The organism is Prevotella sp. kh1p2, from assembly GCF_900111525.1.
In the GTDB taxonomy this organism is placed as follows: Bacteria; Bacteroidota; Bacteroidia; order Bacteroidales; family Bacteroidaceae; genus Prevotella.
This window is the reverse complement of the sequence record NZ_FOHY01000014.1, coordinates 16,966-32,307: the sequence shown is the minus strand read 5'-3', so window position 1 is coordinate 32,307 and position 15,342 is coordinate 16,966. Positions and strand designations below refer to the sequence as shown.

Below are 15,342 nucleotides of genomic sequence, written 5' to 3'. Positions count from 1 at the left end.
CCGCTTCGCTGTAACAATCTGCTTTCAGGCCTGCGCATGCCCGGCTGTCTGTGGCAAACGCCCGTTCCGGAGTGTTGCCGGATGTGATTTGGGGGTGTAATCAGCTGCCGGCGGGAACTTTTGACAAGTGTCGCACAATCATTAGACACTTGTCACACAATCGTGCGACACTTGTCGAAAGTTCCCGAAGCATAGCTTCAGCACGCCAGGAACCTGCTATCCGGCACCCGAACTGCATGAAACAGCAGGCATCTCGGCATCCGGGAATGCAGCTGCCGGCCGTTTCCTACGAGCCGGCAGGGAACAACCAGAAAGGCCCCTGCTCTCTATAGGAACAGGGGCCTCTCATGAATAAAAACTCGCGTTGGCTTATTTGGCAGCCGGTTCTTTGGTTTCTGCCTTTGCCGGTTCTGCCGTTTTAACTTCAGCCACCGCTGCTACCGCCTTCTTGGCAGGGGCTTTCTTGGCTGCAGTTTTTTTGGCTGCAGGCTTCTTCACCTCGGGTTTCATGTCGAGTTTGTCACGCAGCTTGTCGCTGGCTGCTTCTATTTTGTCTATCTTGGCCTGCAAACGCACGATTTCCTTCTCCTTTACTTCAATCTCTTCTCCTTGGTTGCGGATAGTGGTGAGGAGGCTGTTCAGCTCCTCGTTGTCTATATCCTCGGGGTAAAGACTGTTCACGCGGTTGATGAAATCGCCGAGAATGTTCATGTAATTGGTAAATGCGTCGAACGGCGTACTGTAGATGCCGCGGTCGATACCCACGCCCGAAGGCTTGGTGGTCATGAAGCGGAAGTTGTTGGTTGCCTGCAGGTAGTTCCAGTCGAGATTGATGCGCGGGTCGTTGGCAATACGCACACGGTCGGCCACGCTGTACAACTTGTTGAATGCCTCACGCTGCATCTGGTTGCCCAACCAGGTCGACACGTCGCGCTCCTCGTCCATCCACGACAGCGTGTCGGGCACATCCAGCTGCCCCACGCTCTTCATCTTCATGCAGAGTTCGGTCGGTGTGGAGAACGTAATGCCCTTGGCCTTGGCACAGGCAGGCAGCGCGGAGAGGAATTCCAGAATGTTGCTGGACAGCGGCTGCGCCATTCCGATGGCGGAGAGGTTCATGAAGATGTTGATTATCTGCTCCTCGGCAGGGAAGCGGGATATCTCATCAATGTAGCTGTCGGCAAAGAGTGGATACTCATCCCAGTCGCTGTTGTTGAACCGCAGGGATATGTCGTCGCTCAGCTTCACGTCACGCAGCAGGAGTTTCAGGTTGGGTGCCATGGCACAATGATAGAGATAGTGGGGTGACTTCCAGCCCAATACATGCTTGGCACCTTCGGTCAGCATGCCCTTGAAGCCGAGTTGCGAGGCCTGCAAGCCGATGTCGTCGCTGTAGATGAGCCCGGAATTGCGGAGAACTTTCGGTTTCTGGCCGAAGTATTCCTTTACCATTTCCATCTGTCTCTTGATGTCGGCGGCGAAACTTTCTTCGTTCACCAGCGACGAGAGACCGTGTGAGTAAGGCTCGGCCAGGAATTCCACGCATCCGGTCTCGTTGAGTTCCTGCAGTTTCTCCAACACTTGCGGAGCATGACTCTCCAGCTGTTCAAAGCCAACTCCGGAGAGCGAGAAGGCCACCTTGAAGGCTTTGTCACTGTCCTTAATCATCTGCAGCAACGTGTTCAGGGCCGGCATGTACGAGCGCTCGGCTATTTCGGTTATGCTGCGCTCGTTTTCGTAGTCGTCATAATAGTAATGATCGGTACCGATATCAAAGAAACGGTAACGCTTCAGATGGATAATCTGGTGTATCTCGAAATATAAGCAAATCGTTTTCATTTTGATTCTGATTTATGGTTATTTGTTATTTTATTACTTCCAACCTAAGGTGTGCTCGTAAAGTTCCTTAATCCAGGCGCCCACTTTCACCCATGTTATCTGGTCAACTTCTTTCTTTCCTTCCTCGGATAGGTAGCGGAACAGGCTCTCGTTGTGACAGATACTGTAGATGGCGTCGGCCAATGCGTTTACATCCCAATAGTCTATCTTGATACAGTTGGTAAGTATCTCGGCGCAGCCGCTCTGCTTGGAGATGATAGAAGGTGTTCCGCACTGCATGGCTTCCAGTGGAGAAATGCCGAAAGGTTCGCTCACCGAGGGCATGACATATACGTCGGAATCCTTCAGGCACTCGTAAACCTGCTTGCCGCGCATGAAGCCCGGGAAGTGGAAACGGTCGGCTATGCCGCGTTCAGCAGCCAAATAAATCATCTGGTTCATCATGTCACCCGACCCTGCCATGCAGAAGCGTACGTTACGAGTGCGGTGCAGCACCATGCTGGCAGCCTCTACGAAGTACTCCGGACCTTTCTGCATCGTGATGCGACCCAGGAAGGTAACAACCTTCTCCTTGCCGATGTGGTCGGGCCGGGGTATGTCGGCCCACTCCTGCTTCAGCGGGTACACGGCATTGTGGACGGTGAAACATTTACGTGGGTCTTGGTGGTATTGGTTGATTACGGTCTGACGCGTCAACTCGCTCACACACATAATGCAGTCGGCATTATCCATTCCGTCTTTCTCAATGGAGAAAACCGTAGGGTTCACGTGACCACGCGAGCGGTCGAAATCCGTGGCATGAACGTGTATGCACAGCGGCTTGCCGCTCACGTTCTTGGCATGAATGCCGGCAGGATAGGTGAGCCAGTCGTGTGCATGGATGATATCGAAGTCCATGGAACGGGCCACCACGCCCGCAATAACAGAATAGTTGTTGATTTCTTCGTGCAGATTTGAAGGATAGCCGCCGGCAAATTCCATGCAACCCAAATCGTTCACGTTCATATAATTGAAGTCGCCATAGATGTGATCGCGCAGCTCATAATAGGTTTCCGGGCTCATCACGTTCCCTATGCGGTTCTTTACATAGTCATAATCAACGTCGCGCCAGGCTATGGGCACGCAGTTCATGGCAATGATATTGGCAGCCGAACGGTCTTCGTCGCCCCAAGGTTTAGGCAAGCAGAGCGTGATATCGACGCCTCCCTGTGCGTGCAGGCCTTGGGATATGCCGTAATTGGCCGTGGCGAGGCCGCCATATACATGAGGAGGATACTCCCATCCAAACATTAATACTTTCATATTCTCGTCCCTCCTTATTTAATATGTGTACTTTTCAAGAAGCTCCAGCGTGCGGAGAATCTCACCTACATTCATGGCAAACGAGATGGCTCCGCGCCCCCTGAACGGCGGATTGCCGTCGAAGAGTTCGGGAATTGTGCCCACGCAGTGGTTGAACATCTCGTCTTCATAGCCCACCATCTGGCGCTCAATGAAGCTCAGGCGGGTACGCTTGTAGAGTTTCAGGCAGGCCTCCATGTAGAATCCGCCCAGCCAAGGCCACGCCGTACCCTGATGGTAGGCATAGTCGCGTTGCGTCTGCGGGCCTACATACATGGGATTATAGCCGCCGCTCTTGGGCGAGAGGGAGCGTAAACCCTTTGGTGTAAGCAGCTCGCGGGTGCATATATCGAGCACGCTCTTCTTCTGCTGCTGGTCAAGCGGCGAATAGTCTAACGCTACGGCGAATATCATATTAGGCCGTACGCTCCAGTCTATCATGTTGCCGTCAACGTAATCGTACAGGTATCCGTATTCGTTCAGGAAGGTTTCGAGGAACGACTCCTTACACTTGGCGGCCACTTTCTCTACCCGTTCGGCGTAGTCCGGATAGCCGTTGTCGGCCGCCATGCCTGCAGCAAACTTCAAAGCATTGTACCACAGGGCATTGAACTCTACGATATAGCCGTTGCGGGGCACAATCGGGCGACCGTTGGCCGTGGAATTCATCCAGGTGATAGGCTTGTCCTTACCACCGTCGGCATATATCAGACCGTTGTCCTTGTAGGTAAGATTGGGGTGTTTTCCGTCGACTATAAACTGCACTATGTCGGCAACGAGCTTGCCATACATCTTGTCGCAGCGGTCGCGTCCGCACTCCTTGGCATATTGCTGGATGGCCCAGATGGCCCACAGCATCACGTCGGGCTTCTCGATCTCATAGAGACAGACCGTACGCTGCTTGCCTTCCATGAACTCGCGCAGGCCCCTTTCGGCCGTCTTCATGATGAGTTCAAAGTAATCTTCTTCCTCTATCGAAAGCGTAAGGCCCGGCAATGCGATGAACGTATCACGTGCCCGGCTCTTGAACCAGGGATAACCGGCCAGGATGTAACGCTCGTCGTCCTTGACACGGAGATGGAACTGATGGGCAGCATTGATGAGGCAGTGCAGGAAATTGTCGCGAGGAGAACGCTCGTCAACTTCTTTCTGGAAGATATGTTTCAGCGTTCCGGTCCGGGACTCAGTCGTTGAAGCGGCAAAAACGATGCTTTCGCCCTTGCGGATGTTCATCTCGAAATAGCCCGGAACATAGAGATCCTCGTTGGAGGCGTAGCCCCGCTCCTGTTCCTTCGGGTATTCGATGCCCCTGTACCAGTCGGGCTGGAAAACGAATTGGTTACCCTTGGAGAACTGCATATACAGGTCGGGGTAGCCGGCGTACATGCACGTCTTGATGCCATTCTCCACTTCGCTGTAATCGCGGCTGGCAGTAGAGTTCTCATGGGTGAACTGCCGGACACTGCGGAAAGCGAGGAACGGGCGGAAACGAAGCGTAGTTACCGAGTGGGCATCTACCAACGTGTAGCGGATAAGGATGCGGTCTTCATAGTGCTGGAAGACTACCTCCTTCTTCAACAGTACTCCACCGACACGGTAAAGCGTGGTGGGAACACGGTCACAATCGAACTCGCGGATGTACTTGTGACCCTTCGGACTGAAGTTGTTGCCCTGATACTTGTGGAGACCGAGATTAAATTCTGCCCCGTGCTGTATGACCGTAACGTCCATAGACGAAAGCAGGACATGGTTGTCGTCATCAAGTTCCGGAATGGGAACCACCAGCAAGCCATGATACTTGCGGGTGTTGCAATCCACAATCGTAGAACAAGAATAGGCTCCCGAACGGTTGGTGCGAAGCAACTCTTTCGGTAAAGACTCCTCCAGGTTAGTCATCAGAGCTTTCTCGAATCGTAGATAACTCATAGTCTATTAAGGTTTAAATTTGTCAACTATTATAGCGAGGTTGTTGTAACACACTCGCAATCCATTGCTTCAAAGATAATAAAAAATACAGCTCACACAAAATTATCGCTTGCTTTTTTGCATTTAAAGTTCGTATTTTGTGTTTTAAGGCATATATTCGTCAAATAAATGCTAAATGAAGAAAAAATATAGTAATTTTGCAAGCAGAAAGTTATGATTATGCCTTCCGCTGATAATTCTACTAAACACTTCGTTGTCAAAGAGCTGACAAGACTTTGGGCGCCTTTGGAGCAAGCACATATCCAGGCGCTCAGGGACAGGATGACCATCAGGAAATACCGAAAGAACGACATCATTTACAAGGATTCGGAGCTTCCTGACCATTTGCTGTGCCTTGTAAAGGGAAAAGTTAAGATATACAAAGAGGGCATCAGCAAGCGCCCACAGATACTGCGGGTTCTCAAGCCCATCGAGTTCTTTGCCTACCGGGCGTATTTTGCACAGGAAGATTACAAAACGGCCGGCATGGCTTTTGAAGACACAACCATTGCCATGATACCCATGGAACTCGTGGTAACCATTATGAAGAGCAATTATAACCTGTCGCTGTTCTTCATCAACAAGCTATCAACAGCCTTGGGTTATGCCGACAAGCGAACCCTGAACCTCACCCAGAAGCACACGCGCGGCCGATTGGCCGAAGCATTGCTTTTTCTGGAAGACATTTATGGACTCAACGAGAACCGCATTCTGAACATCAGACTAAGCAGAGAAGACCTGGCAAACCTCTCGAACATGACGACCAGCAACGCCATCCGCACGCTCTCGGCTTTCGCCAACGAGCATATCATATCGGTAGATGGCCGTACCATCTGCTTTTTAAACGAGGAAGAACTCAGGCGAATATCCGAATTAGGCTGATGCCGCTTGGCATGCTACGCGGCGGGATTAGTGGTTTTTACTTGAATACTACAGGCAGCGGACAGCAGAAGGTTACCTTGCGTGGTCTCGTTCGCATACCTCAATCTTTTCTTGTACATATCTTTGTAACCGTCTGGTTTACAATGCGTCTTCCTTGTTCATGCTTTTTCACTTTCTTGAAGCTGTGCTTCGGCGTTCTTGAAGCTATCGGTCAAGAGCCTTGAAGCTATCGGTCAAAGGCCTTGACCGATAGCTTCAACACGACGGGAGCAAACATGCACCCTTTACAGATAACCCGAATTTGGTGAGCACCCGTTAAAGGCGAACCCCTTCTCCCCCGTCAGCGGTGTCCGGAATGCTAATCAGGAATCAGGAAATTAACAACCTCCTGCTCCACGCGAACCTTGAAAGGAGGCGCCGGAGCATGAAGTAACCGGCCGTCGACACCTATCATGGCATGGGGAGCGGAGAGTATTTCGAGTTCCTGGGCACGGAAAGGATGAACGCTCCTGTGGTTGAGAAACCTGCCTCTCACGAAGAGATAGATGCCTTCGAAGAGCTGCCCTATCGCCGGATGATAGACCACGCTCACGTCGAGCAGGCCGTTGTAGGGCACGGCATTGGGCGTTTGCCCGTAGCCGTGGGCATTGCCGATGCAGACGGTCATTACCCGCCGCCTGATGACATCGGTGTTTATTTTGAGGTGCATGTCGTATTCCAGCCGCTGAAACAGCATCAGAACGAACGAAATACAGAAAGATATGGTTCTTGATCCGAAGAAGTAACGCCGCGTCCGGCGCTTCATGTTCATGATGGCTGCCGTTAGTCCTACGTTTACACAATTCAGGAAATAGCGGTGGCAAGGCTCTCCCTTCGCGTTTCTGTAGCCTATCCGCCCCACGTCTATCTTACGAACACGGTGCCGCTTGAGCCACTCGACGTTGCGGGCAATGTCACCTTCGCGGAATCCCCAGAAGTGGGCGAAGTCGTTGATGAGCCCGTTGGGAATCACGCCAAGCGCTATCGTGTCACGCAGACTGCGTTCCAGCTGCATCAAGCAGTTCACCGCATCGTTCAGCGCCGAGTCTCCTCCAACGATGATAAGTGTCTTGTAGCCGTTGTTTATCAGCATCCTGACCAGCCGCTCCACGCTTCCGGCATTCTCACTCTGCACAAAATCGAAGTCTATCCCACTTTCCCGCAGGCATTTCTCTATCTTTTCCCAGCGCCTGAGCGCCCGGATGGAGTGGTTTGGGCAATAGATAATGCCCCATTTGTTTTCATCTACCATATTAATAAGGTATAAAAGGCGTTAAGAAACAGTGATGCTCCGGCGGCCTGCTTAATCCTCATCGGCAGCCAGTTCTTTTATCATCCGCAGCTTTTCCTCCATCTTCAGCGAGGCTTCTATCCAGTGGATGGCGATGCCCCTGCGTTCCATTCCGCGGAACCAAGTCATCTGTCGCTTGGCAAACTGATGGATGGCAGTCTCGAGACCGGTAAACATCTCGCCGTACGTCGACCTGCCCGTAACGTACTCCGTAACGTATTTGTACTCCAGTCCGTAGTAAATCAGGTCCTCGGCAGGTATGCCCCGGGCAAGCAAGTCCTTTATTTCCTCAACCATACCGTTGTCCAGGCGCTGCTTCAGGCGTTGCGTTATCCTGTGCCGGCGCTCGTCGCGGCCGATAGAAACGCCCACAACCAGCGAACTCACAGGCGGCATGCAGCGCAGCTCGGTGGGATGTTCCAGGTTGTAGGTTTCTATCTCTATTGCCCTGATGGCACGTTGACAGGAGTCCACATCAGTCTTGTTGTGCATGTTGGAGCCCGTTTGTCGCTTCAGCGCAATGAGCATTTCGGTCAGCTCGGCGAGCGTTTTCGAGGCAAGCCGTTCACGCAGTTCTGGATTCTGCGGAACCGGAGAAAGCTGATAGCCTTTGAGCACAGCCTCGATGTAAAGCCCCGTTCCGCCACAGAGTATCGGCCTTACGCCGCGCCCGGTGATGTCGGCGTAAACCCGGTGAAAATCCTTCTGGTATTCGTAGAGGTTGTACTTCGTGCCCGGCTCGGCAATGTCTATGAGATGATAAGGTACCCGCCGCCCGGCCACCACATAGTCGGCCAGGTCCTTGCCCGTGCCTATGTCCATGCCCCGATACACCTGCCGGCTGTCGGCCGAAATGATTTCAGCCTCCATATCGCATGCCAGTCGTGCCGCCAGAGCCGTTTTCCCGCAGGCCGTGGGGCCCAGAATGGTTATCATCTTCATGCGGCAAATATAATAAAAAAAAGCCGTCCGGCAATACCGGGCGGCTCATTTTATCTTAGAATGTCTTAATTCCGTTCAGGGATTAGCCATTGTACTTCTTCATTACCTTAATCAGGTCAACAACCTTGTGGCTGTAACCAATCTCGTTGTCGTACCAAGAAACAACCTTTACGAAGTTGTCTGTGAGGTAAACACCGGCGTTGGCATCGAAGATAGAAGTCAACGGGCAGCCCAGGAAGTCAGAAGAAACAACAGCGTCCTCGGTGTAACCGAGAATGCCTTTCAGCTCACCTTCGGCGGCAGCCTTCATGGCAGAGCAGATAGCTTCCTTAGAAGCAGGCTTCTTCAGGTTTACAGTCAGGTCAACTACAGATACGTCCAGAGTAGGAACACGCATGGAGATACCTGTCAGCTTGCCGTTCAGTTCGGGGATAACCTTGCCTACAGCCTTTGCTGCACCTGTAGAAGAGGGGATGATGTTGCCTGAAGCAGCACGGCCACCGCGCCAGTCCTTCATCGACGGACCATCAACTGTCTTCTGTGTAGCGGTAGTAGAATGAACGGTGGTCATCAGACCGGTCTCGATGCCGAAGTTGTCATTGAGGACTTTGGCGATAGGAGCCAAGCAGTTGGTGGTGCAAGAAGCGTTGGAAACAACCTTCTGGCCGGCATACTTGTCGGTGTTTACACCGCAAACGAACATATCAGCCTGGCGGCCGTCCTCACCTGCCTTGGAAGGAGCAGAAAGAACAACGTACTTGGCACCAGCCTTGAGATGCTTCTCTGCCTTGTCCATTGCGAGGAACAGACCGGTAGACTCAACTACATACTCTGCACCAACTTCGTCCCACTTCAGGTTCTCGGGGTCACGCTCTGCGGTTACGCGGATGTGATTGCCGTTAACTATCAGCTCGCTCTTTTCAACGTCGGCCTCGATAGTACCATTGAACTGGCCGTGCATGGTGTCATACTTCAGCATGTAAGCCATGTAATCTACTGGGCACAAGTCGTTGATAGCTACTACCTGTACGTCTTTGGCATTCTCTGCCTCAACTGTTGAACGGAAAACGAAACGGCCGATACGACCGAAACCATTAATACCAATTTTAATCATGTTTCTTTTTAATTTATATTAAAGAATTAATAATGTACGTCTTTGACGGCCACGGGCGAAACCTGCTCAATATCTACTGAAAACATCTAAAAGATAACACCAACGCGACATTTTTTTCTTTTTCTGACCGCAAAGTTACAATTTTTTTTCTATATTTGCACGCTGTAAGAGTATTAAATTATATAAAATGTGAGGAGCGGCACTTGTAATCGTGCCCGAAAATACATACATGCAAGGCGACTGAAATGTAGAGGTAGCAAAACAAGTATATTATTTTTTTAATTTCAAATAGAAACAATGAGTAATTTTTTAAACGACTTCAAGGCGTTCGCCATGCGTGGCAACGTGGTTGACATGGCTGTAGGTGTTATCATAGGTGGCGCTTTCGGCAAGATTGTAAGTTCCATCGTAGACGACATCCTGATGCCTCTCATTGGCGTAATTACCGGCGGTACCGACTTCTCAGGCCTCATGTGGAAGGTTGAAGGTGCAGAGGTGAAGTACGGAATGTTCATCCAGAACACCATCGACTTCCTGATTATTGCCTTCTGTGTGTTCCTAATGATTAAGGGCATCAGCAAACTTACACGCAAGAAAGAGGAGCCCGAGCAGCCCGAAGCAGCACCCGAGCCATCGGCAGAAGAGAAACTTCTGGGCGAAATTCGCGACCTGCTGAAGAACAAGTAAGCCGCTCCGAACCCTGTAAAAGGCATGAAGCCGAACCCTGCACCGCTGATTGTGCAGACCCGGCTTCATGCCTTTTTGCGTTTTATGCTTCGCCGGAGCAAGCAAAAACAGTTCTTTCAGCTCTCTGAATAATAACTGTTGGGGTGCCGAATGATACCTTCGGGAACTTTTGACAAGTGTCGCACGATTGTGTGACAAGTGTCAAACGATTGTGTGACACTTGTCGAAAGTTCCAAGAGCATAGCTTTCTGATTACCGGAAAGGATGTTTCCGCTCACCAGCCCAGCTCTTTCAGGGCCCGTTTGGCCTCCTCCGAACCGTTTTTGGCTGCCTCGCGGTACCAGTAGCGGGCTTTTTTGTAATTCTTCTTGATGCCCCAATGGCCGCCGTAATAACCGCTGGCGAGGCTGTACTGCGCCTCCACGTCGCCTGCGGCAGCCATCTTTTGCAAGAGCTTAACAGACTCGGCGTCCGTCATTTGCTTCACTTGTTCACGCGTAACGCCGAACTTCTGCAGTCTCTTCTCACCTGCTATACTCTCATCTATGGCCTCCAGCATCTCGTTGCTTCCCTCAACCTGCGCCGCCTGAGCTTTGAGAGCCCACTCCCGAGCCAGGCTTAGATTACGCTCGCAGCCAATACCTCCAGCCAGCATAGCTGCCAGATTGAGCGCTGCCTGGGCGTCATCTTGACGGGCGGCACGGTACGTCCACCTGAAAGCCTCTGTAGAGTCGCGGGGCAGACCATATCCACTTGTATAGAGAACCCCCAGCAATCGCTGCGCTGCTGGTATGCCGGCATCGGCTGCCTTCTGTGCCCAGGGGGCGGCAGCGGCATAGTCCTGCTTCACGCCTTGGCCTAACGCATAGCACCAAGCCAGGTTATTGGCGGCAAGAACTTGGTCGTTCTCGGCCGATTTCAGGTAGTATTCAAAAGCGCGGTGATTGTCCTTAGGCACGCCTCGACCCACATCGTACATACATCCCAGATAGAAGGCAGCGTCCGCATCGCCCTGTGCATCAGCCTTCTCGTACCAGTAACGGGCCTTGCCAAGGTCGGTAAAGGGCGTCTGGTCATAGTAAACACCAAGATAAAACTGGGCTGTGGCGTCGCCGGCATCAGCAAAGAGGCGGATGGAGTCTACCGACATGCCGGCCATCTGCTCCACTTCTGCAACCGTCAGCGTATCAAACTCCACCTGTACCGACGATTGAGCTGCCAGCTCGAAGATGGGAACAAGGAGGAATAAAACAAGAAATGTAAATCGTTTCATGGTTCTGTAAAGCAAAAGGGTGAGCCGTCTTTTCAGTCAAAAACCGCTCACCCTGTATGTTGCTATATGCTGTTTAATCTGTTCATCACAAGCTCCGGAGACCGCCGGCCACGCATGGCTGCTACTCCCACTCTATGGTCGAAGGCGGTTTGGAGGAGATATCGTAACAAACGCGGTTAACTCCTTTCACCTTGTTGATTATCTCGTTGGAGACCTTAGCCATGAAGTCGTAAGGCAGATGCGCCCAGTCGGCCGTCATGGCATCCTGCGACGTAACGGCCCGAAGTGCCACCGGATGCTCGTAGGTGCGCTCATCGCCCATCACGCCCACGGAACGTATGGTCGACAAAAGCACGGTGCCGGCCTGCCAAACGTGGTCGTAGAGGCTGGTGCCATCGGGCATCAGGTAGTTGTGCATGGCCTCTATATAGATGTCGTCGGCATCCTGAAGAATGCGCACTTTCTCTCTCGTGATGTCGCCCAGTATCCTCACAGCCAGTCCGGGGCCCGGGAACGGGTGGCGTTTGATGAGCCTTTCGGGCATTCCGAGCTGGTAGCCGACGCGCCGGACCTCGTCTTTGAACAGCCAGCGCAGCGGCTCGCAGAGCTGCAACTTCATCTCCTTGGGCAGTCCGCCCACGTTATGGTGGCTCTTGATGGTCATGCCCGTAATGGAGAGACTCTCTATGCGGTCGGGATAGATGGTTCCCTGGGCCAGCCACTTGGCATCGGTTATCTTCTTTGCCTCGGCGTTGAACACTTCTACAAAGTCGCGTCCAATTATCTTGCGTTTCGTCTCCGGATCGGACACTCCTTCCAAGTCTTTGAAGAACTTCTCTGAGGCATCAACGCCGATGACATTGAGTCCCAGTCCTTTATAGGCCTCCATCACTTTCCGGAATTCGTTTTTGCGCAGCATGCCGTGGTCAACGAAGATGCACGTAAGGTTGCTGCCAATGGCCCGGTTCAGCAATGTGGCGCACACGGAGGAATCCACCCCGCCCGAGAGACCGAGTATCACGCGGTCGTTACCGAGCTGCGCCTTCAGCTCGCTGACGGTAGATTCCACGAACGAAGCTGCGCTCCACTCCTGGCGGCTGCCGCAAATATCGACCACGAAGTTACGCAGCAGCTGCGTTCCCTGCGTGGTGTGGAACACCTCGGGATGGAACTGGACGGCCCAGAGGGGCTTTTCGGCGGAGGCGTAGGCGGCATACTTCACGTCGGCAGTTGAGGCTATGACGTGGCAGTCGGCCGGTATGGCCGTGATGGTGTCGCCATGACTCATCCATACTTGCGACCTTTGGTCGAAGCCCTTGAACAGTGGATTCTGCAAATCGATGGTCTCCAAGTTCGCCCGACCATATTCGCGGATGCCTGTCTGCTCCACTTTGCCGCCGCCGGCATTGGCAATGAACTGCGCTCCATAGCAGATACCAAGCACCGGGAGCTTGCCTACGAACTGGCTCAAGTCAGCCTTGAAAGCCTCCCGGTCGTGAACGGAATAAGGGCTACCGGACAGAATGACGCCTATCACAGATGGGTCGTTATTCGGAAATTTGTTGTAAGGAAGAATCTCACAGAAGGTGTCGAGCTCTCTTACACGTCGCCCGATGAGCTGTGTGGTTTGAGAACCGAAGTCGAGAATTATTATCTTCTGTTGCATGTAAAAATAGGTTTATTTGGCAGGGAGAATCCCTTTCTGATTAGAATAATGCAAAGGTAGACAAATTATTCCAATAATCCTTCATCGTCACCTTAAAAAAACAACGACCGCGCTGCAGGCTAATGATTTTTACGGTAACTAAGTATGGCCCAGCCGTCGGTCACGAGTGCAAACACTGCCAGAATGGCTATCTGAGTGGAAACGCCGCCGAAACCGGCACCGCGGATGAACACCGTGCGGATGGCATCAATGAAATAGTGCATCGGGTTGACCGTTACCAGCTGCTGCGCCCACGCAGGCATCGAAGTTACAGGGGTGAACAAGCCACTCATGAGCATGAGTATCACCACGATAAACCACATCACGAGCATGGCCTGCTGCATGGTGTCGCTGTAGTTACTCACACAAAGACCGATGCCGCTGAACACGAATGCCATCAGCACCGACATGAAATAGACCAGCAACAGGCTGCCTTGGCAGGTGATGCCGTAGATGAGCCAGGCCAGCAGGAGCGATACTGTCATGACCAGCAAGCCTATAATCCAATAGGGAATGAGCTTGGCCAAGATGAATTCCCACTTGCTCACGGGCGTTGCATTGATTTGTTCAATGGTTCCAGACTCTTTCTCTCCGACGATGTTCAGGGCCGGAAGAAAGCCGCAGAGCATCATGAGCAGAATGCCCATCAGGGCGGGAATCATGAACAACTTGTAATCAAGATGCCTGTTGTAGAGGTCGAGTACGGACAGTCCCAGTTGCATTTTGCCGGCCTGGGGATTTACATGTTCCGTCACCATCTGTGCAAGATAAGAGGCTCCCATTGCTCCTTTGGTGGCATCCGCGGCATTGGCAGAGAGGAGTACCTGCGGGTTGCACCCCCTCACAAGGTCGCGTTCGTAGCCCTGCGGGATGTTTACAATCACGTCGGCATCGCCTCTTTCGATGTCGTCCATCGCCTCGCGGTAGGACTCCCGCTGACCATTAAAGACGAAATAGTTGCTCGCTCCAATCCTGTCAACAAGCCTTCTGCTCGTCGCAGAACGGTCGGCATCAACCACATCTACCTTGATATTCTTCACTTCCATGCTCATCACCCACGGCATTACGCATATAACCAGAATGGGATAAACGAAGATGAGCTTCGGCAAAAACGAGTTGCGAAGTATCTGGATGGCTTCTTTGCGAAGCAGATAGTTAAGTGTCATTCCAATCGGGTTTTGAATTTAACCAATGAAACGGACAGCAGTACCACCGTCATCAGCACGAGCACGAGTGCTTCTCGCAGCACATTGCCTATCCCTACGCCCATTATCATGAGCTTGCGCATGGCTGCAATGTACCAGCGAGCCGGCACTATGCACGATATCCACTGCAGAACGCGCGGCATACTTCCAATGGGAAATATCATGCCTGACAGCAACACAGTGGGCAGCAACAGCACCATAGCCGAAAGCAACAACGCCATGAGCTGCGAATTGGCTACGTTGCTGATGAGCAATCCCAGTGAGAGCGCCAGCAGGATGTACAGCAGCGAGAGCATGAAAATCCAGAAAACGGAACCGGCGAGGGGAACGTCGAGAACGTAATAACTCATGAGGAGGATGGAAACCAATATGATAACCGACAGGCACATGTAAGGAACGGCTTTGGCTAAAATCAAGTTCAGCGGCCTGACCGGCGACACCAGCAACACTTCCATTGTACCTCTCTCCTTCTCGCGGGCTATACTCACCGAGGTCATCATGGCGCAGATGAGCAGCAGCAACATGCCCATAATGCCGGGAACGAAGTTGTACGCCGAGAGCATCTGCGAGTTGTAGAGCATCCGGATGATGACTGCCGGCTTATAACCGGCAACGGAACCGCCCCTTGCTGCAGCCATCAGAGGCGTCACAATGCCCTCAATGTAGTTGGCATATTGCAGTGCCATGTTGGGATCCGATGCGTCCGCAAGCACCTGCATACCCGCATCACGGTGCCTGCTGCCGGCAAAGTTGGGGGAGAAAACAATGGCCACGTCGGCCTGCTGGCGGCGAAGCAAGCGCTCGGCAGCGGCAGGCGTGGCTACGGCTCGCGTGATGGAGAAGTATTCGGAAGCATCAAGCGCGTCGACGATTTGGCGCGTCAGCCCGTCAACTGACGACGTAACGACCACCGTCCGCACGTTTCGTACATCGTTGCGGATGGCGAAACCGAAGAGCAACATCAGTACCACAGGCATACCGAAGAGTATCAGCATGGTGCGTTTGTCACGCAGTATGTGCCTGGCTTCCTTGATAACAAAGGCTGTGAACTGTCTCATA

General features: G+C 52.4%; 12 protein-coding genes. 2 read left to right on the top strand and 10 right to left on the bottom strand.

Features of this window, described 5'->3' with window-relative positions:
• Nucleotides 1–369 precede the first annotated feature (369 nt).
• The 3 genes from BMW31_RS09275 to BMW31_RS09265 are packed head-to-tail and all read right to left on the bottom strand — an operon-like array spanning nt 370 to nt 5,106.
• Nucleotides 370–1,839 (bottom strand): glycoside hydrolase family 57 protein, encoded by a 1,470-nt coding sequence (locus BMW31_RS09275; RefSeq protein ID WP_091824564.1) that lies wholly within the window; start codon nt 1,837–1,839, stop codon nt 370–372.
• A gap of 33 nt (nt 1,840–1,872) precedes the next feature.
• Nucleotides 1,873–3,141 (bottom strand): glycosyltransferase family 4 protein, encoded by a 1,269-nt coding sequence (locus BMW31_RS09270; protein ID WP_091824561.1) that lies wholly within the window; start codon nt 3,139–3,141, stop codon nt 1,873–1,875.
• A gap of 18 nt (nt 3,142–3,159) precedes the next feature.
• Nucleotides 3,160–5,106, bottom strand: coding sequence for a glycogen debranching enzyme N-terminal domain-containing protein (locus BMW31_RS09265; protein WP_091824558.1), 1,947 nt, complete (start codon nt 5,104–5,106; stop codon nt 3,160–3,162).
• Between the two features lie 219 nt (nt 5,107–5,325).
• On the opposite strand from BMW31_RS09265, the gene BMW31_RS09260 reads away from it, so the two are divergent.
• Nucleotides 5,326–6,027 (top strand): Crp/Fnr family transcriptional regulator, encoded by a 702-nt coding sequence (locus tag BMW31_RS09260; RefSeq protein WP_091824795.1) that lies wholly within the window; start codon nt 5,326–5,328, stop codon nt 6,025–6,027.
• A gap of 358 nt (nt 6,028–6,385) precedes the next feature.
• On the opposite strand, the gene BMW31_RS09255 is transcribed toward BMW31_RS09260, so the two are convergent.
• The 3 genes from BMW31_RS09255 to gap form a co-directional block, all read right to left on the bottom strand.
• Nucleotides 6,386–7,318 carry a diacylglycerol/lipid kinase family protein gene (locus tag BMW31_RS09255; protein WP_091824555.1) on the bottom strand — a complete coding sequence of 311 codons (933 nt, stop codon included), beginning with the start codon at nt 7,316–7,318 and terminating at the stop codon, nt 6,386–6,388.
• A 51-nt stretch (nt 7,319–7,369) separates the two neighbouring features.
• Nucleotides 7,370–8,299, bottom strand: a complete 930-nt coding sequence (miaA, locus tag BMW31_RS09250) for a tRNA (adenosine(37)-N6)-dimethylallyltransferase MiaA (protein WP_091824552.1) — start codon at nt 8,297–8,299, stop codon at nt 7,370–7,372.
• A gap of 82 nt (nt 8,300–8,381) precedes the next feature.
• Nucleotides 8,382–9,413 (bottom strand): type I glyceraldehyde-3-phosphate dehydrogenase, encoded by a 1,032-nt coding sequence (gene gap, locus BMW31_RS09245; RefSeq protein WP_091824550.1) that lies wholly within the window; start codon nt 9,411–9,413, stop codon nt 8,382–8,384.
• Nucleotides 9,414–9,710: 297 nt separating this feature from the next.
• Here gap and mscL point away from each other — a divergent pair, with 297 nt between their 5' ends.
• Complete coding sequence (mscL, locus tag BMW31_RS09240) at nt 9,711–10,100, top strand: large-conductance mechanosensitive channel protein MscL (protein WP_091824546.1); 390 nt, start codon at nt 9,711–9,713, stop codon at nt 10,098–10,100.
• A gap of 274 nt (nt 10,101–10,374) precedes the next feature.
• On the opposite strand, the gene BMW31_RS09235 is transcribed toward mscL, so the two are convergent.
• From BMW31_RS09235 to BMW31_RS09220, 4 genes are all read right to left on the bottom strand, one after another.
• On the bottom strand, nt 10,375–11,373 hold the full coding sequence (locus tag BMW31_RS09235) for an SEL1-like repeat protein (protein ID WP_091824543.1): 999 nt from the start codon (nt 11,371–11,373) through the stop codon (nt 10,375–10,377).
• Nucleotides 11,374–11,494: 121 nt separating this feature from the next.
• Nucleotides 11,495–13,039 (bottom strand): glutamine-hydrolyzing GMP synthase, encoded by a 1,545-nt coding sequence (gene guaA, locus BMW31_RS09230; RefSeq protein ID WP_091824539.1) that lies wholly within the window; start codon nt 13,037–13,039, stop codon nt 11,495–11,497.
• A gap of 119 nt (nt 13,040–13,158) precedes the next feature.
• Nucleotides 13,159–14,244: an ABC transporter permease gene (locus BMW31_RS09225; protein ID WP_091824536.1), complete on the bottom strand. Its 1,086-nt coding sequence runs from the start codon at nt 14,242–14,244 to the stop codon at nt 13,159–13,161.
• Complete coding sequence (locus tag BMW31_RS09220; protein ID WP_091824533.1) at nt 14,241–15,341, bottom strand: ABC transporter permease; 1,101 nt, start codon at nt 15,339–15,341, stop codon at nt 14,241–14,243. Before BMW31_RS09220 ends, BMW31_RS09225 begins: the two co-directional genes overlap by 4 nt.
• Between the last annotated feature and the right edge of the window lies 1 nt (nt 15,342).

Excerpts from the sequence above, each read along its gene's own strand:
- miaA (WP_091824552.1), bottom strand. The coding sequence starts at position 8,299 with ATGAAGATGATAACCATTCTGGGCCCCACGGCCTGCGGGAAAACGGCT.
- mscL (WP_091824546.1), top strand. The coding sequence starts at position 9,711 with ATGAGTAATTTTTTAAACGACTTCAAGGCGTTCGCCATGCGTGGCAAC.
- BMW31_RS09225 (WP_091824536.1), bottom strand. The coding sequence starts at position 14,244 with ATGACACTTAACTATCTGCTTCGCAAAGAAGCCATCCAGATACTTCGC.
- BMW31_RS09220 (WP_091824533.1), bottom strand. The coding sequence starts at position 15,341 with ATGAGACAGTTCACAGCCTTTGTTATCAAGGAAGCCAGGCACATACTG.
- BMW31_RS09265 (WP_091824558.1), bottom strand. The coding sequence starts at position 5,106 with ATGAGTTATCTACGATTCGAGAAAGCTCTGATGACTAACCTGGAGGAG.
- BMW31_RS09235 (WP_091824543.1), bottom strand. The coding sequence starts at position 11,373 with ATGAAACGATTTACATTTCTTGTTTTATTCCTCCTTGTTCCCATCTTC.
- gap (WP_091824550.1), bottom strand. The coding sequence starts at position 9,413 with ATGATTAAAATTGGTATTAATGGTTTCGGTCGTATCGGCCGTTTCGTT.
- BMW31_RS09270 (WP_091824561.1), bottom strand. The coding sequence starts at position 3,141 with ATGAAAGTATTAATGTTTGGATGGGAGTATCCTCCTCATGTATATGGC.
- BMW31_RS09255 (WP_091824555.1), bottom strand. The coding sequence starts at position 7,318 with ATGGTAGATGAAAACAAATGGGGCATTATCTATTGCCCAAACCACTCC.
- BMW31_RS09260 (WP_091824795.1), top strand. The coding sequence starts at position 5,326 with ATGCCTTCCGCTGATAATTCTACTAAACACTTCGTTGTCAAAGAGCTG.
- guaA (WP_091824539.1), bottom strand. The coding sequence starts at position 13,039 with ATGCAACAGAAGATAATAATTCTCGACTTCGGTTCTCAAACCACACAG.
- BMW31_RS09275 (WP_091824564.1), bottom strand. The coding sequence starts at position 1,839 with ATGAAAACGATTTGCTTATATTTCGAGATACACCAGATTATCCATCTG.